Origin of the sequence: Enterococcus sp. AZ040, assembly GCF_050499185.1 — a bacterium.
GTDB classification, from domain to species: domain Bacteria; phylum Bacillota; class Bacilli; order Lactobacillales; family Enterococcaceae; genus Enterococcus_D; species Enterococcus_D entomosocium.
Genome location: NZ_JBMHEW010000001.1, coordinates 2,330,310 through 2,349,653, shown reverse-complemented (window position 1 = coordinate 2,349,653; position 19,344 = coordinate 2,330,310). Strand labels below are relative to the sequence as shown.

Annotated in this window: 17 protein-coding genes; 16 read left to right on the top strand and 1 reads right to left on the bottom strand. The window is 43.4% G+C overall.

Going from position 1 to position 19,344, the window contains the following annotated elements:
- Positions 1-50 precede the first annotated feature (50 nt).
- The 13 genes from IGK63_RS10805 to IGK63_RS10745 all read left to right on the top strand — a co-directional run bounded on the left by IGK63_RS10805 (position 51) and on the right by IGK63_RS10745 (position 14,500).
- Positions 51-932 (top strand): ABC transporter permease, encoded by an 882-nt coding sequence (locus IGK63_RS10805; protein WP_086294872.1) that lies wholly within the window; start codon positions 51-53, stop codon positions 930-932.
- Positions 933-945: 13 nt separating this feature from the next.
- Entirely contained in the window at positions 946-1,866 is a 921-nt protein-coding gene (locus IGK63_RS10800) for a carbohydrate ABC transporter permease (RefSeq protein ID WP_005225516.1), read from the top strand.
- Positions 1,867-1,893: 27 nt separating this feature from the next.
- On the top strand, positions 1,894-3,363 hold the full coding sequence (locus IGK63_RS10795; protein WP_016613578.1) for an ABC transporter substrate-binding protein: 1,470 nt from the start codon (positions 1,894-1,896) through the stop codon (positions 3,361-3,363).
- A gap of 274 nt (positions 3,364-3,637) precedes the next feature.
- Positions 3,638-4,258, top strand: a complete 621-nt coding sequence (locus IGK63_RS10790; protein WP_016613577.1) for a DUF624 domain-containing protein — start codon at positions 3,638-3,640, stop codon at positions 4,256-4,258.
- Positions 4,251-5,999, top strand: coding sequence for a sensor histidine kinase (locus IGK63_RS10785; RefSeq protein ID WP_008378953.1), 1,749 nt, complete (start codon positions 4,251-4,253; stop codon positions 5,997-5,999). The genes IGK63_RS10790 and IGK63_RS10785 overlap by 8 nt, the downstream gene beginning before the upstream one ends.
- The gene (locus tag IGK63_RS10780) at positions 5,992-7,476 is read left to right on the top strand and encodes a response regulator transcription factor (RefSeq protein ID WP_016613576.1); all 1,485 of its coding nucleotides are present in this window, start codon (positions 5,992-5,994) and stop codon (positions 7,474-7,476) included. The genes IGK63_RS10785 and IGK63_RS10780 overlap by 8 nt, the downstream gene beginning before the upstream one ends.
- A gap of 107 nt (positions 7,477-7,583) precedes the next feature.
- Positions 7,584-8,183 (top strand): YczE/YyaS/YitT family protein, encoded by a 600-nt coding sequence (locus tag IGK63_RS10775; protein WP_005234774.1) that lies wholly within the window; start codon positions 7,584-7,586, stop codon positions 8,181-8,183.
- A gap of 188 nt (positions 8,184-8,371) precedes the next feature.
- Positions 8,372-9,592: an MFS transporter gene (locus IGK63_RS10770; RefSeq protein ID WP_008378951.1), complete on the top strand. Its 1,221-nt coding sequence runs from the start codon at positions 8,372-8,374 to the stop codon at positions 9,590-9,592.
- Between the two features lie 123 nt (positions 9,593-9,715).
- On the top strand, positions 9,716-11,047 hold the full coding sequence (locus IGK63_RS10765) for an APC family permease (RefSeq protein ID WP_016613574.1): 1,332 nt from the start codon (positions 9,716-9,718) through the stop codon (positions 11,045-11,047).
- Entirely contained in the window at positions 11,044-12,003 is a 960-nt protein-coding gene (locus IGK63_RS10760) for a D-2-hydroxyacid dehydrogenase (protein ID WP_016613573.1), read from the top strand. The genes IGK63_RS10765 and IGK63_RS10760 overlap by 4 nt, the downstream gene beginning before the upstream one ends.
- A gap of 168 nt (positions 12,004-12,171) precedes the next feature.
- The gene (locus tag IGK63_RS10755; RefSeq protein WP_008378948.1) at positions 12,172-13,203 is read left to right on the top strand and encodes a YibE/F family protein; all 1,032 of its coding nucleotides are present in this window, start codon (positions 12,172-12,174) and stop codon (positions 13,201-13,203) included.
- Complete coding sequence (locus IGK63_RS10750; protein ID WP_008378947.1) at positions 13,200-13,961, top strand: YibE/F family protein; 762 nt, start codon at positions 13,200-13,202, stop codon at positions 13,959-13,961. The genes IGK63_RS10755 and IGK63_RS10750 overlap by 4 nt, the downstream gene beginning before the upstream one ends.
- A gap of 17 nt (positions 13,962-13,978) precedes the next feature.
- Positions 13,979-14,500, top strand: coding sequence for a GNAT family N-acetyltransferase (locus IGK63_RS10745; protein WP_008378945.1), 522 nt, complete (start codon positions 13,979-13,981; stop codon positions 14,498-14,500).
- 82 nt (positions 14,501-14,582) lie between these two features.
- Here the strand turns inward: IGK63_RS10745 and IGK63_RS10740 are convergent, their stop codons facing one another.
- Entirely contained in the window at positions 14,583-15,581 is a 999-nt protein-coding gene (locus IGK63_RS10740) for a LacI family DNA-binding transcriptional regulator (RefSeq protein WP_008378943.1), read from the bottom strand.
- Positions 15,582-15,835: 254 nt separating this feature from the next.
- Here IGK63_RS10740 and IGK63_RS10735 point away from each other — a divergent pair, with 254 nt between their 5' ends.
- The 3 genes from IGK63_RS10735 to IGK63_RS10725 all read left to right on the top strand — a co-directional run bounded on the left by IGK63_RS10735 (position 15,836) and on the right by IGK63_RS10725 (position 19,338).
- Positions 15,836-17,107 carry an extracellular solute-binding protein gene (locus IGK63_RS10735; RefSeq protein WP_016613571.1) on the top strand — a complete coding sequence of 424 codons (1,272 nt, stop codon included), beginning with the start codon at positions 15,836-15,838 and terminating at the stop codon, positions 17,105-17,107.
- 139 nt (positions 17,108-17,246) lie between these two features.
- Complete coding sequence (locus tag IGK63_RS10730; RefSeq protein WP_016613570.1) at positions 17,247-18,482, top strand: carbohydrate ABC transporter permease; 1,236 nt, start codon at positions 17,247-17,249, stop codon at positions 18,480-18,482.
- 1 nt (position 18,483) lies between these two features.
- On the top strand, positions 18,484-19,338 hold the full coding sequence (locus IGK63_RS10725; protein ID WP_008378938.1) for a sugar ABC transporter permease: 855 nt from the start codon (positions 18,484-18,486) through the stop codon (positions 19,336-19,338).
- Positions 19,339-19,344: the final 6 nt, after the last annotated feature.

Sequence of the window (19,344 nt, the reverse complement as noted above, 5' to 3'; positions counted from 1 at the left end):
AGAAAAAGGGGTTTTGGAGGAATGTCTGGCAATACAAAGCGTTAATATTGATGGCTTTGCCAGGTGTTGTCTGGTTTATCTTTTTTTTCTATATACCTGTATTCGCAAATGTGGTGGCGTTCAAAGATTTCCACATTTCACCAGACGGCTTTTTTGCCAGTTTGAAACAAAGCCCGTGGGTCGGCTTTGATAACTTTAAATTTTTATTTGCATCCAATGATGCTTGGCTGATCACTAGAAATACATTACTTTACAATATCGTATTTTTAGCATTCAACCTATTCTTTGCGATTGCCTTTGCCATTATAATGAGTGAGCTACGCAATAAGCGTTTGGTAAAAGTTTATCACACGATGTCACTGTTGCCGTACTTCCTTTCTTGGGTGGTTATTTCGTACTTTGTCTATGCCTTTTTGAGTCCAGACAAAGGGATCATCAACCAATGGATCACGGGTATGGGCGGTGAAGGAATCAACTGGTATGCTGATCCGAAATGGTGGCCGTTTATTTTCGTCTTTATGAATGTCTGGAAGAGCTTAGGCTACAACAGCATCATCTATTATGCGTCAGTGGTCGGGATCGATCAAACGTATTACGAAGCCGCGATGGTCGATGGTGCCAGCAAATGGCAGCAGATTAAAAATGTGACGTTGCCACAACTGATTCCAATGATTTCCGTCTTGTTGATTTTGAACATCGGTGGGATCTTCCGTGCCGACTTCGGACTTTTCTATCAAGTCCCACGAAACTCTGGGGCGTTGTACCAAGTCACCTCCGTTTTAGATACGTACATTTATAATGGACTGACTGCCACAGGCGACTTCGGGATGACCGCAGCTGCCGGCCTTTATCAATCAGTGGTTGGGGCATTATTATTACTAACAGCGAATTTGGTTGTTCGTAAACTAGAACCAGATTCAGCATTATTCTAAGGAGGATGGATAAATGAAGAAAAAAGTAACGAAAGTCGAGATCCGCTCCTTTAACCCAACGGTCAACCTGATTTTTAATATCGTGATCGGTCTGTTCGCGATTTCCTGTGTCTTGCCGTTTCTCTTTGTGATCGCGATCTCATTGACCAGTGAAACCTCTTTGGCAGAAAACGGCTATCGCTTTTGGCCACAAGAATTTTCGTTCGCAGCATATACCTACCTGTTTAGCGGACAAATGAGCAGCAAAATTTTCCAAGCATTTGGCGTATCTATTTTTATCACTGTTTTTGGTACCTTCGTCAATGCAACGATGACTTCTCTATATGCCTATGTCATCTCTCGCTCAAATTTTCCATTCCGTCGGTTCTTTACGATCTTTGCTTTGATCACCATGTTGTTTGCGCCAGGGATGGTTGCCAATTACTTAGTGATGGTCAACTTGATCCAATTGAAAGACACGATTTGGGCGTTGATTTTACCCCTTGCCTTAGGGCCTTTTAATATCCTTGTTATGCGGACCTTCTTTAAAAAGACGGTACCAGATAGTATTATAGAATCTGCGCGCATCGACGGTGCCAGCGAAATGAAGATTTTTCTGTCCATCGTGTTGCCCTTAGCGGTTCCAGGGATCGCAACGATCAGTCTATTTGCCGCTCTTGGCTATTGGAACGACTGGTTCAATGCATTGTTGTATATTCAAAAAGACTCTTTAGTGCCGTTACAAGCACTTTTGATGCGGATTCAAAGTAACTTGGACTATCTAGCCAAAAGCTCTGGTATGGCTGCCCAGATCCAAGGTGGTTTGGCCGCTTTGCCAAGCGAAACTGCTCGCATGGCAATCGTTGTTGTTGCAACCTTACCGATTGCGATCACCTATCCATTCTTCCAACGGTATTTTGTCGGTGGTCTGACAATTGGTGGCGTCAAAGAATAATCAAATGAGTATAGGGAGGAAACAAAAATGAATTTGTGGAAAAAAACAGCTTTTGCTGGGATGGCCGCAGCGGCAACTTTGGGAATGGCTGCCTGTGGGTCGAACGGCGCAACATCCGATTCAGAGAACAATGCAGACGGCGTAACGACTTTATTGATGTATCAAGTCGGGGACAAGCCAGAAAACTTTGATCAATTAATGGAGATCGCTAATAAACGCATTGAAGAAAAAACCAACGCTCGCATCGATCTGCAGTACATCGGCTGGGGAGACTGGGATCAAAAAATGAGCACCATCATTTCATCGGGTGAAAACTACGATATTTCTTTTGCCTCAAACTATGTTGCCAATGCGCAAAAAGGCGCGTATGCAGATTTGACGGAGTTAGCACCAAAATATGCCAAAGAAGCGTATGATCAATTAGACGAATCTTATATCAAAGGCAATACGATCGACGGAAAATTATATGCCTTTCCAGTCAACGGCAATATTTATGCCCAACAAGTCTTGACCTTCAATAAACAATATTTAGACAAATATGATTTGGATATCAGCGGGATCGAATCTTATGCAGATGCCGAAGACGTGTTGAAGAAGTTCAAAGAAGAAGAACCAAACATCGCACCGTTTGCGATCGGACAAACCTTTAATGTTTCTGGAAACTATGATTATGTGATTGGGAAAGATTACCCATTTGCTGTCAAATTGGATGGCGATACAACGAAGATCATCAATCAATACGAAGATGATGAACAAATGGAAAACTTGAAATTGATGCACAAATGGTACAACGAAGGCTTGATCCCAACCGATGCAGCCACCAATACAACTGGTTACCCATTAGAAGGCAACACATGGTTCATGCGTGAAGAAACCCAAGGACCAATGGATTACGGTGATACGATCTTAAGCAATGCCGCAGGTCATGAATTGGTTTCACGTCCAATCACGAAACAATTAAAATCAACCGGACAAGCGCAAATGGCAAACTTTGTCGTAGCGAATGTTTCGAAAAACAAAGAAAAAGCAGTGGAAGTGTTGGGCTTGTTGAACAGCGATCCTGAATTGTTGAATGGATTGGTTTGGGGTGTCGAAGGTGAAGCATGGGAAAAAATCGAAGGCCAAGACAACAAAATCCGTCTCCTTGATGGCTACTTGCCAAATACCCGGATGGCTGCTTGGAACACTGGGAACAACATGATCCTTTACACACAAGAATCCATCACAGACGATATGATCAAAGAGCGTGATGAAAACATCGCTAACGCGGAAGCATCACCAATCTTAGGGTTCAACTTCAAGACTGATAACGTGAAAACAGAAATCACGAATATCGCCAATGTCATGAACCGTTACAAAGCAAGTTTAGCAACCGGAACGATCGATCCAGAAGAAAATGTTCCGAAACTAAACGAAGAATTAAAAACCGCTGGCTGGGAGAAGGTCCGCGATGAAATGCAAAAACAATTTGATGAGTACCGCGCAAGCCAAGAATAAGCAACAGGTGGTTCTCATAAATCAATAGATCAAGCAAGCCGGAGGCTAAACGCATCAGGACCAATGGTTCCCACGTCTAGCTTTTGGCTGCTTTTTCTTTTAAAGTAAATAGCAAAATCTTTGATAAAAAACGTTACTTTTGTTTTTAACGTTCAAACAGCAAGCATGTTGCATCTAAAACGTACATAGCATTAAAAGATTCTCAGGTAGCTTGAGTAGGAAGCTGAAATCATGCTACATTTTCGGTAGGGAACAAATAAGGGAGGAATTTTAAATGGAAGAAACAGCAAATAGCGGGTTGGTCAAGGGCTTTCGCTTGATTTGGGCGATCGTGAAGTTGAATTTGTTTTTTGTCGTATTGACGCTTGCCGGTGGGGGAATCTTAGGGATTGGTCCAGCGTTTCATACCATCAGTGCTTTGATCCACGAAGATGGACTAAATTATGAGAATCAAAGTTTTCGTAGCGCATGGCGCATTTGGCGCAACGTCTTTGTCAAGGCCAATAAGCAGTTTTATCTGTTCTTCCTACTGACAGGGTTCTTAGTGTATAACCTGTATTTAGCTACCCAGATCCAAGGCTTGATTTGGTTGATGATCTCTTTTGTTTTAGTTGTTGTCAGTGGATTGAGTATTTTACTGTACCTGTTAAGTGTGGTTTTTGACACGTCTTATGAGATATCCTTGTGGAATAACCTGAAATTGTCCTTTGTGTGTCTGTTTCTTCATATGGCGACCTTTCTAAAATTGCTGGTTGGGATCGCTAGTATTCTAGTTTTTACTTGGATGATGAAAGGGCTCTTGCTCTTTGGAACCTTCAGCTTACTGATTTTATGGTGCCATGTGGCGATCAGTCAGGAAAAAAACGTCATTGATCGGGATTTGGCACATGACTAAGTGGCGTTTTCGTTTGTTCAAACACGATTTTTTGATCAATCAGTTGATGCAGCTGTACAGTGTACTCTTGGTGATCATCTCCATCATTATTATGTTGGTCCTGACCGCTTATACCGGAGCGGATCGTTTTACTACGAGTGAACGTTTAGTGGAGAGCACAAGCTTGCAGCTGGATGCTTACGTGCAAGATCAAAATACCGTTGTTTCAACGGTACTTGGCGAATTTACTAGTTCAGATACCGCCTTTGAATCATTACGCAACTATTTGCAGCTTTCATTGCCAGATTATTTTTCCTATAGTAATGATATTTTTCGCCAGACGGGACAGAGTGTATACTTGCCCAATATTCTCTATCGTTTGATTCGTAATCATCCTAGTATCGAAGAGATCATCATTCAATTGGATGAAAGCAATGAGACATTAGTGGCAACGCCGGATACACCTTATGGAGAAAAACACAGCGGCAAACAGATTGATTTAAAAAATCGTCTGTTTTTTGTTCGTTCGATCGCCCAACCAAGTAATTATGCCCAGCCCTTAGGACAAGTCTACGTGATCTTTCGTTCAGACGATGTTTTAGCCAATCGACAAGAAGACAACCAAGTTCATGGAATCAACAGTTTTTTGTTTACCTCAAATGGTCAGCGCCTTTACAAGGATGCCACGAACCTCAGCAAGGAAACTTTAGCCAAAATTGATCAGGCGGTTGCTCACGGAACCATTCACGACACTCTTTCGAAAGACTTTTATATCAAAAAACAAACCACTGTCAGCGGAGAAGTGTCCCTGGTTTTGTTGTCAAAAAGGGTGATCTGGCGTGATATTTTTTCTAGTGCCATCTGGATCTTTAGTTTCGGGATCGGGATTCTCTTATTAGTCCTATGGGTGCTTCATCGCACCTTTAAGCGCTATACATCGCAAGTACAGCAGATCGTCTATGCGACGAAAGAAGTCAGCCAAGGGAATTTTGACAAACGGATCGATACCGCCAATGTCCAACAAGAGCTGAAAGAAATCGCAGAAGCCATCAATCAAATGACCTACAGTATCAACGAGTACATCAAAGATATTTACACGCTAGAGATCAAACAACGGGATGCCGACATGCGGGCGCTGCAAGCCCAGATCAATCCGCATTTTCTCTATAACACATTAGAATACATTCGAATGTATGCCTTGAGCCGCAACCAAGAAGAGCTGGCGGATGTCGTCTATGCTTTTTCGGCACTATTGCGGAACAACACGACGCAAGAAAAGACGAAGACCTTAAAAGAAGAAATCGATTTTTGTGAAAAATATGTCTACTTGTTTCAGATGCGCTACCCAGATAAGATCGCCTATCATGTAACCATCGATCCGGCATTAGAACAGTTGGAATTGCCGAAGTTCACACTGCAGCCACTTGTCGAAAACTATTTTGTTCACGGCATCGATTATCAGCGCAATGATAACGCCATCAGTATCAAAGCTTATAAAGAAGCCGGTCAAATCGTGATTGAAGTCAAAGACAACGGCAAAGGCGCAGATCCGCAGCAGTTAGGGATGATTCATGAAGAATTGCAAAATCAGGAGATCGGAGCCCAAACCTCAATCGGGATCAAAAATGTTCACGAACGGTTGCGGGGCATGTTCAATGGCGCTTATCAAATGGACGTTACGTCTCAAGCAGCCGCTGGGTTTACGGTCAAGATCCGTCTAGATGAAAACAATTTGCAAAGGGGGCATGAGGCAGATGTATAAAGCAATGTTCGTTGATGATGAATATATGATCTTGCAAGGGCTGCAAATGATCTTGCCTTGGCAAGAGCTGGGATTTGAGGTGGTGCATACAGCGAAAAGTGCTAGTGAGGCCCTAGAGTATCTACAAGAACATTCCGTTGATTTGCTGATCACGGATATTCGGATGCCAGAAATGAACGGCATCGATATGATCCGCCAAGCGCAAGCGTTTGGGAATCGATTTTTTTCGATCATTCTATCTGGTTATCAAGAGTTTGCCTTTGTCAAACAAGGCATGGCGTTAGGTGTGCGTAATTATCTAGTCAAACCTGTTAACAAAGAAGAATTGCGTAGCAGTGTTCAAGCGATTGCAGCTGAGTTAGAGGAGCAGCAAAAACTGTTGGCAGAAAAAGAACTTTATCAAGAATCAAGCCTGCTGCTTTGGTTGAATGATGAATTGAACGAAAGCGAGTACCTCCATTTGCTGGCGCAACAGAGGGTGCCGCTAGCAGCCCCCTTTACCGTTTTGCAGTTCAATGGGACTGCCGAGATCTTACAAAAAATCACGACGTTTTTTCAGCAACACGATCAGCCATTGATCTTACCAGGGCGATTAGATGAAAACCAAGTGATCATTACCGCAACCGGACCAAGACAGCAAATCAACGCTGACTTAAAAGCACTAGCCCAGCAGCTTAATAGTAAAGACTGGCAGTTGATCATGAGCGAAACCATCAACGAGTGGGAGAATTTGTATAAAGCCTATGAGAAAATCAAGCAGGTTCAATCGTTGCAAGCCTTCTATCCAGATCTGTTTTTACAAGAACAGACGATCCACGTGGATATATTAGAGCGAAACGAAGAACTACCGTTTCTATCTTTTAACAAAGCGCTGACCATCGGGGATGTTAAAACAATCCAACATGAGCTAGATAAAATGTTCGCTATTTTGGAACAAACCCAAGCAGACCCTGAACATGTTCGCTATGTTTCTTTTTTGTTGTTCAATGATATTTATCGGCAACTGCCGGTGCTTTCCCAAGAAAACCATGAGCAGATTTTGGCACGGATTCGCGAGTCTAATACATTGGCAGATTTGCGGCAACTTTTTGATGATGTGTTGGAGCTGGCCAAATCGCAGCCGCCGCAAAAACGTTATTCAGAGATCGTTCAAAAGACGATCCAGCTGATTGAAGAAGGCTACACCCATGATTTGACGGTCAAATCAGCGGCAGAAGAACTGCACGTTAGCGTTGTTTATTTGGGGCAACTCTTTAAGAAAGAAACGGAAATGAGCTTTAATCAGTACGTCAATCTGGTGCGCATCAAGCAAGCCCAACAGCTGCTGCTTCATTCGAAAGCCACGATCAGTGAGATCGGCGATCGTATTGGTTACAACAATACCAACTATTTTTCGAAGATGTTTAAGAAGTTAAATGGCTTGACCCCCAAAGAGTTTCGCGATACCTATGAACAGCATTATGAATCCCTTGATTGAATTTAGATTTCTTCAAAAAAAATCCGGTTTTTGTGATTAAATGATAGTAATTGTGACGCTTTCACGGTAAACTAAGAGAGGAAAAATAAAGAAGAGAGCGTGATGTTGTGAAAGAAACCAAAAAATTTGCACAAGTTTTGATAGGTACCGGGCTGATTGCGTTAGCCATATCCTTATTGATCACTGCCCATCAAGGATATGATACGATCAGTACGTTTTTGTTAGGAATTTTGAATTTTATCGATGTCCCTTTTTGGATAGCCAGTTTGTGTTTTAACATTGTTGTTTTGTTGATCGTTGCAGTCTTTGATCGTGCCGAATTAGGCATTGGCAGTTTTATCAACGGGATCGGCTTAGGCTTGTTGATTGGGATCTTTGAACCAGTGATGGACAAAGTATCAATTCATTTGCCTTTCTACCCATGGATCGCTATTTTCGCTGCACCGATCTTATTTGGCATCGGCGCCGGCATTTACGTTTCTTCCAACAAAGGGTCGGCCGCACTTGAAGCCTTGACTGCCTTGATCTACAAACGAAGCAAATTGACCCAAAAAACGATCCGTATCGGATTGGATGCTGCGATGGTCTTGATCGGTTTTGCGTTAGGCGCCAGTGTGGGGTTAGGTACTCTCTTGTGTATCGTCTTTATTGGCCCAATCTTTGAAGCCACCATGAAAACCATCGCTGCCCGGAGGAAAAACGCCTAGCCTTGAGAATAAGTCGGAAAAAGCTGTCTGTGAGGGCAGCTTTTTTGCTGCTTCTATTTAAGGAAATCATCTGAAGAAAGAGGAATCCTGATTTCCTTAAGATTCTCTGGGTAAAAAAAGTGTTTTCTCCATGGTTCCCGACTGATTGGACTTGGTATACTGATAAGACGAGTAAAGGAGAAGTGAAAATGAAAAGTTATCGTTCGACGATTGCGGCTTGCTTTGTAGGGTACATCGTTCAAGCCGTGATCAATAATTTTGCCCCCTTATTATTTTTGACCTTTCAAAGCCAATACCAGCTACCAATCAGCCAGATAACTTTGTTGGTCAGTTTTAACTTTTTGACTCAGTTAGCCGTCGATTTTGCAGCAATCTTTTTTGTAGACCGTATCGGCTATCGTATTTCGATCGTAGCGGCGCATTTTTTTGCAGCGATCGGCTTGATTGGTTTAGCCATTTTTCCCTTATGGTTTCCGACCCCGTTTAGCGGATTGTTAGCAGCGGTTTTGTTGTATGCCATTGGCGGTGGCTTGCTGGAAGTTTTAGTCAGTCCCATCGTTGAAGCCTGTCCAACGGAACATAAGGAAAAAACGATGAGCATGCTGCACTCGTTTTATTGCTGGGGGTACGTGGGGGTCGTTTTGTTCTCAACGGCGTTCTTCATGGTGTTCGGTATTCAACAGTGGCCGATTTTAGCGATCGTCTGGGCGCTGATCCCGTTGGTCAATTTGTTTTTCTTTACTAAAGTCCCGTTGGCGCCAATCGTTGCCGAAGGAGAACGAGGGTTGACCACTCGGCAGCTCTTTTCCTTGAAAAGTTTTTGGCTGTTTCTGGTGATGATGGTCTGTGCTGGAGCCAGCGAACAAGCAGTCAGCCAATGGGCATCGACCTTTGCTGAACAGGGCTTAGGTGTTAGTAAGACACTAGGCGATTTGGCAGGACCGATGGTTTTTGCCTTGATGATGGGGATCTCCCGCTTGCTTTACGGCAAATTTGGAGAACGAATCGATTTGAAACGCTTTATGTTTTTGAGTGTTTTGCTTTGCCTACTGGCGTATATGATGATCGGCTTTGCTTCATTGCCATTGATCGGGTTCCTTGGCTGCGGCTTAAGCGGTTTTGCCGTAGGGATCATGTGGCCGGGGGTCTTTAGTCTTGCTGCGCAATACATTCGCAACGGCGGGACGGCGCTATTTGCTTATTTGGCATTAGCGGGAGATCTAGGATGTTCAATCGGACCCGCTGTCGTCGGTAGCATCGTCGAATGGTCGGGACAACAGCTGCAGGTTGGGATTTTAGGTGCGATCATTTTCCCGATCATCTTGCTGGCAGGAATTTATTTGGTTCAACAAATGCACAAAAAACGACAGCTTCCGTTGCTGGTTTTTCAAGAATCCACAAAAGAATAAAAAAATTTTGGAGCAAATGCCGTCTTTTCATGGTATTTGCTTTTTGTTTTCTGAAATTCCTCTAGTCAAGATAGTTTCTATCCGCTATACTTTGACTTATTCATTTAAAAAGGAAGTGATGTTGTGAAAAGTCAATTGAAAAAAGAAATCAGTTTTTTTGGGGCATTATCGACAGTAATGGGAACGGTGATTGGCGCCGGCGTGTTTTTCAAAGCAGCGGCTGTGGTCCAGCAGACCCAATCGACTGGATTGACCTTGTTGGTTTGGCTGCTTGCCGGCTTTCTAACGATTTGCGGCGGCTTGACCGTGGCAGAGTTAGCGACGGCGATTCCTGAGACCGGCGGACCTATTCGATATATCGAAAGAATTTATGGGAAATTACCCTCCTTTTTATTAGGCTGGGCACAAAGTATCATTTACTTTCCAGCGAACGTGGCGGCTTTAAGTATTATTTTCGCAACACAATGTTTGAACTTATTTCATCTACCTAGCAATTATTTGCTTCCTTTATCGATTTTGACCGGAACGAGTGTGACCTTGATTAATCTTTTGGGAACAAAAGCTGCAGCTCAAGTCCAGTCCGTCACCTTAGCAGTCAAGCTGATTCCGATTGCGGTGATTATCGTGGCTGGCCTGATGACACCAGGGCAAGTATCGGTCTCATTGGTGGATTTTTCTTCCAATACTCAAGGCTCCCTTGCAGCTGGTATCAGTAGTGCCCTCTTAGCAACCCTTTTTGCTTATGATGGCTGGATGGGGGTCGGCAATGTCGCTGGAGAAATGAAGCGACCCGAAAAAGATTTGCCTAAAGCCATCATCTTTGGGTTGAGTTTTGTCACCTTGGTGTACGTGTTGATCAATGTTGCGTTTTTAAAAACATTGCCGATCGATCAAATCGCTGGTAATTTGAACAGTGCCTCAGAAACTGCGATGGCCTTGTTCGGCAGTTTTGGCGGAAAACTGGTCACGATCGGTATCTTGATCTCTGTTTATGGCGCATTGAACGGCTATACAATGACTGGCTTGCGGGTCCCATATGCGATGGCGTTGGAAGATGAGATTCCTTTCAGTAAGACCTTTGCGACCCTAAGCAAAACCACCAATGCACCCTATGCGGCGGCCTTTTTACAATTAGGGATCGCTTGTATCATGATGCTTTTAGGCACCTTTGATCTTTTGACCGATATGCTGGTTTTTGTTATGTGGTTCTTTAGTGTATTATTGTTTGTAGGAGTTTTTCGTTTGCGAAAAACAGAACCGCAGATGAAGCGTCCGTATAAAGTTCCCTTCTATCCAATCATTCCCTTGGTTGCGATTTTAGGCGGCTGTTTTATCTTGATCATGACCTTGATCACTGACACGTGGTTAGCAGTCGTGGGAATCGGCGTGACGTTACTAGGAATTCCCGTTTTTTATGGAAAAGCAAAAGGAAAAGCGAGAGGGGCGAAAGAATGAAGATCGTTGTACTTGATGGCTATGCGTTGAATCCAGGGGATTTGGCTTGGCAAGGGTTTGAAAAATTAGGAGAGGTGACGGTGTATGATCGTACCTCATATACAGATAAACAAGAAATAATTGAGCGAATCGGTGATGCCGAAGCGATTTTGACAAATAAAACACCGATCACCGCTGATGTGCTCAAAGCATGTCCGCAATTGACCTACATTGGGGTATTAGCAACTGGATACAATGTCGTTGATTTTGCAGCAGCGAAGGAACAAGGAATCACCGTGACCAATATTCCTAGCTATAGTACCAATGCAGTGGCACAAGCGACCTTTGCTTTGCTGCTGGAAGTGACGAATCAAGTGGGACACCATAATCGTTCCGTGCATCAGGGCGACTGGCAAACCAGCAAAGATTTTTCTTATTGGCAGACACCGTTGATGGAATTGGCAGGCAAAACGATTGGGCTGATTGGATATGGTGCGATTGCTCAAGCAGTTGCCACGATCGCTCATGCGTTTCAGTTGAAGGTGATCTATTTTAATCATCGACCAAAACCAGCACAAGCGGATTGGGCAAAACAAGTTTCGCTGGCGGAATTGTATCAAGAAGCAGATATCATCAGCCTTCATGTTCCGCAGTTTCCTGAGACAGAAAAAATGATCGATCGCACAGCATTGGCACAAATGAAATCTTCTGCGATCCTGATCAATACCGCCCGTGGCGGCTTGATCGATGAAGCGGCAGTTGCTGAAGCGCTGAAAACCGGGCAGATCGCAGCCTTGGCGGCAGATGTCGTTTCAAAAGAACCGATCGCAGCTGACAATCCCTTATTACAGACGCCAAATTGCTATTTGACACCGCATATCGCTTGGGCACCCGTCGAAACGCGGCGTCGTTTGATGGGGATCGCTGTGGCGAACTTAAGCGGTTTTAAAGCAGGTACACCGCAAAATGTCGTGTAAGCAAAACGAGCAAGTAAAAGGACTTTGACAAAGCAGGCGACTAGCAAAGCAGTTAGTCTCGCCAACACAGTAACCATTTCGACCAGTCATCCAGCCTCACAAGGTGATTGGTCGTAGGACTGGTGGTTTGTCTAAGTCTTTTTTTGCTGAAAATGAAAGGAGACGGTCTTGAAAAAGTATTATTATCTAGCGGCCTTTGTTAGCTTGCTGGTCTTGAGCTGGCTGATCCAAACCCAAAGCAGTCGCTTTTATACACAGCCGATCATAGAAGTACAAACGGTTCAAGTCACCGCCGACCAGCAGCAGATTCAAGGGATCCTTCGCAACGGAGAAGAAGCTGGGGCACTGCGGACAGTCACTACGCAATACACCCCCAACGGTGCGATTCATCCGTTGTATCAGACCGGACAACAGCTGCTTTTGCAAAAAGAAGGGGATGGCTGGAAGGTACAAACACAAAAACGGGATGGGTATCTCTTTTTCTTCCTTGCCTTATTCCTGATGGCAGTAGTCGCAATTGGTGGCAAAAAAGGCTTACGGGCTTTGCTTAGTATCTTTGTGAATACTGGCTTGCTGCTCCTTTTTCTTTGGTTTCACAAAGGCAACAGCTCCTTTTCATTGGTCTTTTTGATGATCGTTTTTACGATCGTCTCGTTGGTTATGACGATGGGGATTTCTTATGGCTTTCGCACGATCGACAGCCGCAAAATCATTGCCTCCTTAGCCAGCGTTCTCTTGGCGTTTTTTCTCTGTCGATTCGCCATGGATCTTTTGCAAGATCATGGGTTGCGCTATGAGGAAATGTCGTTTCTGACCCGTCCGTATCGCAGTGTCTATCTAGGAAGTCTGCTGATTGGCGCAATCGGTGCCAGCATGGACAATATCGTCATGCTGATTGCCAGTTTAGATGAGATCCAACGCATCAATCCCCAGACGAGCCGCAAGGAACGATTAGCGATCGGTCGGTCCATCGCGCAAGATACGACTTCTTCGATGATCAATGTCTTGTTGTTTGCCTATTTAAGTGGGAGTATGCCAGCGCTATTGTTTTACCTAGCCAATGGCTGGCTGCTTTCGCAAGCATTGCCGATGCATCTTTCTTTAGAAATAGTGCGTACAGTATGCGGCGGCTTTGCGTTGGTTTTATCGGTACCGTTGACGCTCCTTTGTTTTGAAGTGCATAGGAGGAAAGCAAAATGACTGTTTTGTTTGTGTTGATCTTGCTTTTTCTCTTGCTGACTTTCGCTGTTTTTCGGATCGAAGGGCTGTTTCAAGTCACAGGTCTGTTTATGAATGTGGCCGTCTTTCTAGCGCTACTGGTCCTGATTGACCGAGGGGCACCGATTTTACCAGCGGCTTGTGTTGCCTTTTTAGCCGTGGCGGCGATCACCTTGTTTTTCGTGAACGGCGTCAATCAGAAAACCAAAATTGCCTTTGTCTGTGTGTTGGTCTTTCTAGGGCTTTTTCTACTATTATTTCCTCTTGTGCTCTCTGCAATGAATCTTCATGGGTTTTCGGCAGAGGAACTCGATGAGTTGGCGATGTATTCCTTTGATGTAGCCATCGATTTTAAGACATTGATGACTGCGATCATTTTGATGAGTTTTTCGGGGGCGGTGGCAGATGGGAGTATGGCGATCAGCACTGCGACCTATGAACTTTTTCAAGCAAACCCGCAAGTCTCAATCAAGGCATTAAGTAAAAGTAGTATGACAGTGGTATCAGACGTATTGTCTTCGACGATCAATACCTTATTGTTTGCCTTTATGGGAAGTAATCTGGCGTTGATTGCGTGGTTTCAAGATTTGTCGATCTCCTTTGGTGAAATGATCAATTCAAAGGCGTTCGTCTCAGAATTGATCGTTTGTTTGATCACGGGTCTGGCAGCGGTGATTATTTTACCCATCACCGCATGGTCAGCGAGTTGGTATTTTTGGAAAAGGAACCGAATGGAATAGAAGGGAGCGCAACAACTATGGAACCACTAATTGAAACCGAGCGATTATTGTTGCGAGAAATGAGTCATGACGATCGTCCAGCGATTGAAAAGATTTTGCAAGATCCAGAAGTCATGATTGCCTATGAAGGACCCTTCAGTGAGCAGGAAGTCACTGGTTGGATCGACAAACAGCTGCAACGCTATCAAAACGATCACATTGGCTTGTGGCTAGTGATTGAGAAAGCATCCGGGCAAGCGATCGGTCAATGCGGCTTGACGTGGCAAGACGTCAAGGGAGAAGCTGTTTTAGAAATTGGGTACTTGTTTCAAAAGAACTTCTGGCATCATGGGTTTGCCACAGAAGCCGCCCAGGCTTGTAAAGACTATGCGTTTGGAACGCTGAATGCCGATATTATTTATTCGATCATTCGTGAGTCCAATCAAGCCTCCATAAATGTGGCATTGCGCAATGGAATGAAGCTGGTGGATCGCTTTGTTAAACACTATCGACAAGTGGACATGCCACATCTTGTGTATGCTGTGGCGAAAGAGATGTGAAAAACGAAAGAATGCTTTTTTCGATTTAGACAATGAAACGCCCCTAGAAAGTTAGCTTTTCCTAACTTTCTAGGGGCGTTTTTTAAGCTTGCGTAAAGCTTTTTCGCTCGATGAGTTCAGCCCCTAAAAGGACTGTTTTGGTGATCGCTCGAGGATGAACGATCTGATCCACCAGCAAATCGATCGCGGTTTTGGCGATTTCCTCCACATCGATGTTAAACGTTGTTAGTGGGGGAGCCACAAATTTTGCGATCTCATTGTCATTGATACTGATTAATTCCAAGCGATCAGGAATGATGATAGATCGTTCATTTAACGCTTGGAGCACACCAACTGCGACGGTGTCAGAAGCCACAAAGAGCGCCTCTGGCAAATTGTCACCAAGGGATTCCACCATTTTTTTCGCCAAACGATAGCCGGTTTCAACGGAAAAATTGCCACCAGTAAACAGGAACGCCTCATCGAACGCATCTCGACGAGCCAGCGTTTGACGGAAGATGATCTCGCGACTATCCATTTCTGCGCGTTGAGTATCAGGATTTAGATAAGCGCCACCAATAAAGCCGATCTTTCGGTATCCTTTTGTTAAAAACAGATCGATCGCCAGTTGCGTCATTCGATCAGTATCGGGTTTGACCGTATCGAACAGCTCTGGACAGGGGTTGATTTCCAAAAGGACACCATAGGGGCAAACGGATTTGAACTGCTGCGTTTCTTTCTCAGTGAAAGAGCCAATCCCAATAAACCCCGCGACCTCTTGCAATGTTTCTAAAACATCATCTTCATGGGTGATCAATTGAATTTCCAAATTGTTGATTTTCGCATATTTTTCTAAAGAGATTCGCAATTGTCGAAAATAGACATCTTGAAGCTCTTCTTGTTCTGTCAGCCAGAAAAGGACGGCGATTTTTTCTAGTGTTGTTTTTATTTTTGAGCGATCATAACCTAGTGATAAAGCGGTATGAATAATTTTTTGACGCGTATCGGCTGCGATCGACAACGATTCGTCGCCTTTCAATAATCGGGAAACAGTCGCTTGTGAAAAGCCTGATTGCTCGGCAATTTTTTTTATTGTAACCAATCTTCTTCACCTCTTTCTTCTAGTATACGCTAACAACTTTACCAAGTAAATGAATTTACTAAATATATTTACTGAATAGTGAAATTTCAGAGCGCGGAGATGTTTCAAAAAAATGTTTGTTTGAAAAACCTTGATTTAAAACGTTTGTTTACTCTGTTAAAGAAATAAATTTAGTAAAACTATTTACATATTAAGTAAAATAATTTATTATAAATGAGAAGATAGCGTTTGCAAAATAAAGAAAAGGTGGAGAAATGATGATGAAAAAAATGTCTCGAGTTCTTTTTTTAAGTGTAGCAGCTTTAGGATTAGGTGCTTGCGGTCCACAAAGTGAAGGGACAGATAGTACTGCAGCAAATAGTGGCAGCGATAAGGACTATGATCTATTGGTCTGGGAAGACCAAGCAAAATCAGCTGGGATTGAAGAGGCAGTCAAACAATTTGAAGAAGAACACGATGTGACGATCAAAGTGGTCGAAAAAGCCTATGGTGGACAGATTGAAGATTTACGATTGGATGGACCCGCTGGTACAGGTGCGGATGTCATCACAATTCCTGGTGATCAAATCGGTACAGCCGTTACCGAAGGGTTGTTGAAAGAATTAACAGTCGATCAAACGCTACAAGATCTGTATACGGAATCAGCAATGCAATCGCAAATCGTTGATGGCAAAGTCTACGGCTTACCAAAAGCGGTTGAAACACAAATTTTGTATTATAACAAAGAGCTAATTTCCGAAGAAGACTTGCCACAGACAACGGATGAGTGGCTAGAGTATTCTAAATCTGTTTTAGGTGCTGACAGTTATGGGTTACTGGCATTATGGGATCAAATTTATTACGCACAAGGTGTATTGAGCGGTTATGGCGGTTATGTTTTTGGCGAGAATGCCGATGGATCCTATGACCCTGAAGATATTGGATTAGCTAATGAAGGTGCGATCGAAGGAGCAGACTATATCCAACAATTTTATGATGCCGGTGTTTTTCCATCCGGATTGGTCGGTGAACAAGGAATCAATGTGTTGGACTCTTTATTTACGGAAGGAAAAGCTGCAGCTGTCGTCTCGGGACCATGGAACTTGTCTCCTTATAAAGAAGCGGGCATCGACTATGGTGTGAAAGAATTGCCATTATTAGGCAATGGTGAACATATGGGCTCCTTTATCGGTGTCAAAAGCTACAACGTAAGTAGCTATTCCCAAAACCCTGAATTAGCTGAAGCGTTCGTCAAATTTATCAGCAATGAAGAAAACTCAAAAGTTCGTTATGAAAAAACACAGGAAGTACCAGCGGTTGCTTCTTTGGCAGATGATCCAGCAGTTCAAGAAAGTGAAAGTGCTGCAGCCATCGCCGCTCAGTCCCAACACGCAGAACTAACACCAGGGATCACTGAAATGAATTCAGTATGGGAACCAATGGATGCCGCATTGCAAACCATTGCTACTGGAAAGGCTGAACCGAAAACAGCTCTACCACAGGCAGTCGATCAGATCAAATCAGCCATTGCAGCAATTCAAAACTAAAAAGTCGTTACGAGGACAAACGTTTCGGATGGTGATTCAGCACTAGGAATCAAGTAATGCCGAACGAAACGTTTGTCAGCGGCTTTTTCTTACAGGGGGCGAAAATGTGAAAAACACGCAGTCGTATGCAAAACGAGCAATGCTATTCTCGATAATACCAGGATTCGGTCAATTTTATAATCGGCAAAAAATCAAAGGCGCTTTATTTTTCTTCTTTTTTGCTATGTATCTTGTCGTCTTTAAAGATTTATTTAATATGGGACTTTGGGGCATCGTGACATTAGGCGTGGAAGTGCCGAGAGACAATTCCATCTTTTTATTAGCAGAAGGATTAGTTGCCTTGATCGTCATCGGTTTTGGTCTGTTGTTCTATTATTTAAACATCCGTGATGCCTATAAAAACGGCGAATTAAGAGACAATGAGCTACCAGTCAACTCTATCCGTGAAAGCTACCAGGCACTATTAAGAGAAGGCTATCCTTATTTAATGAGTAGCCCAGCATTTTTCTTACTCGTGTTTTCTGTTATTTTTCCGATTCTCTTTAGTATCGCGTTAGCTTTTACGAACTATGATCTCTATCATTCTGCACCTGCCAATTTAGCAGATTGGGTGGGATTAGAGACCTTTAAGAAGATTTTTACTGTCGATATTTGGCGTAGTACCTTCTTCAATGTTCTAGGCTGGACAGTTATCTGGACCTTGATCGCCTCAACGTTACAAGTTTCTATCGGAATATTTTTAGCGGTGCTGGTGCATCAAAAAGAACTACGATTCAAAAAGTTCTTTCGAACAATTTTGATCCTCCCATGGGCAGTTCCGGGATTTGTTACGATCTTGGTGTTTTCAGGAATGTTCAATGATTCCTTTGGTGCGATCAATAATACGATTTTGAATTTCTTCCAGATTTCACCGATTCCTTGGCTAACGAGTGCGAATTGGACCCGTTTAGCTTTGTTACTGATTCAAGGCTGGCTAGGCTTTCCGTATATTTTTATCGTGACTACAGGGACGCTGCAATCCATTCCTGATGATTTGTATGAGGCGGCGACCATCGATGGTGCTTCAGCTATGCAAAAATTCCGACGAATCACATTGCCATTACTGCTTTATGCAATGGCACCAATTTTGATTACGCAATATACGTTTAACTTCAACAATTTCAATATCATTTATCTGTTTAATTCTGGCGGACCGGCAGTTCCTGGTTCGACCGCTGGTGGTACCGATATTTTGGTTTCATGGATCTATAAGCTCACGATGCAAAATAGTCAATATGCACTAGCAGCAGCATTGACGATTCTCTTATCGATCGTCGTGATCGCGATTGCTTTATGGCAATTCCGCCGAACAAATTCATTCAAGGAGGTTGGATAACATGAAGGCAGCAAGTATGAAAAAACAAAAATTTGTCCGCCTATCCTTGACATATCTTGTACTGATTTTTACGGTAGTGGTGATCGTCTACCCTTTACTATGGACGATCGGTGCTAGTTTTAATCCTGGGAACAGTTTAATAAGTACGAGTCTGATTCCGACGAGTCCGACATTAAGTCACTACACGAAATTGTTTGCTGGTGACAACTCGCTATATTATAGTCAATGGTATTTGAATTCATTGAAAATCAGTGTATGCACTATGTTCCTGTCACTGATCTTTGTCTCCATGACGGCTTATTCCTTTTCACGGTTTCGTTTTACAGGCCGTAAAAATGGATTGATGCTGTTCTTACTACTACAAATGATCCCGCAGTTCTCTGCCTTGATCGCAATTTTTGTACTGGCGCAAATGCTCGGCTTGATCAATAGTCATTGGTTGCTGATCTTGATTTACGTTGGGGGTCAGATTCCCATGAACACGTACTTATTGAAAGGATATTTTGACTCGATTCCGTTAGATTTAGACGAGAGTGCCAAGATAGATGGTGCAAGCAATACGCGAATATTCTGGCAAATTTTGATTCCATTATCTCGACCAATGCTGGCAGTGGTTGCCATGAATGGTTTCACCGGACCACTGGGAGACTTTGCCCTGTCTTCAGTGATTTTACGTAATCCTGAGTACTATACATTACCCATCGGGTTATACAAATTAGTCACGGATAAAATGGGTGCCAGCTATACGACTTTTGCGGCAGGGGCCATTTTGATCAGTATTCCGATCGCGCTCGTCTTTATTGCATTACAAAAACATTTTGTCACCGGTTTGACCGCTGGCGGCACAAAAGGATAGGAAGAG

Coding starts and splice junctions, on each gene's coding strand:
- IGK63_RS10770 (WP_008378951.1), top strand. CDS start 8,372: ATGAAAAGTTATCGTTCGACGATTGCGGCTTGCTTTGTAGGGTACATC.
- IGK63_RS10735 (WP_016613571.1), top strand. CDS start 15,836: ATGATGATGAAAAAAATGTCTCGAGTTCTTTTTTTAAGTGTAGCAGCT.
- IGK63_RS10805 (WP_086294872.1), top strand. CDS start 51: ATGGCTTTGCCAGGTGTTGTCTGGTTTATCTTTTTTTTCTATATACCT.
- IGK63_RS10760 (WP_016613573.1), top strand. CDS start 11,044: ATGAAGATCGTTGTACTTGATGGCTATGCGTTGAATCCAGGGGATTTG.
- IGK63_RS10795 (WP_016613578.1), top strand. CDS start 1,894: ATGAATTTGTGGAAAAAAACAGCTTTTGCTGGGATGGCCGCAGCGGCA.
- IGK63_RS10725 (WP_008378938.1), top strand. CDS start 18,484: ATGAAGGCAGCAAGTATGAAAAAACAAAAATTTGTCCGCCTATCCTTG.
- IGK63_RS10800 (WP_005225516.1), top strand. CDS start 946: ATGAAGAAAAAAGTAACGAAAGTCGAGATCCGCTCCTTTAACCCAACG.
- IGK63_RS10750 (WP_008378947.1), top strand. CDS start 13,200: ATGACTGTTTTGTTTGTGTTGATCTTGCTTTTTCTCTTGCTGACTTTC.
- IGK63_RS10745 (WP_008378945.1), top strand. CDS start 13,979: ATGGAACCACTAATTGAAACCGAGCGATTATTGTTGCGAGAAATGAGT.
- IGK63_RS10790 (WP_016613577.1), top strand. CDS start 3,638: ATGGAAGAAACAGCAAATAGCGGGTTGGTCAAGGGCTTTCGCTTGATT.
- IGK63_RS10730 (WP_016613570.1), top strand. CDS start 17,247: ATGCTATTCTCGATAATACCAGGATTCGGTCAATTTTATAATCGGCAA.
- IGK63_RS10780 (WP_016613576.1), top strand. CDS start 5,992: ATGTATAAAGCAATGTTCGTTGATGATGAATATATGATCTTGCAAGGG.
- IGK63_RS10785 (WP_008378953.1), top strand. CDS start 4,251: ATGACTAAGTGGCGTTTTCGTTTGTTCAAACACGATTTTTTGATCAAT.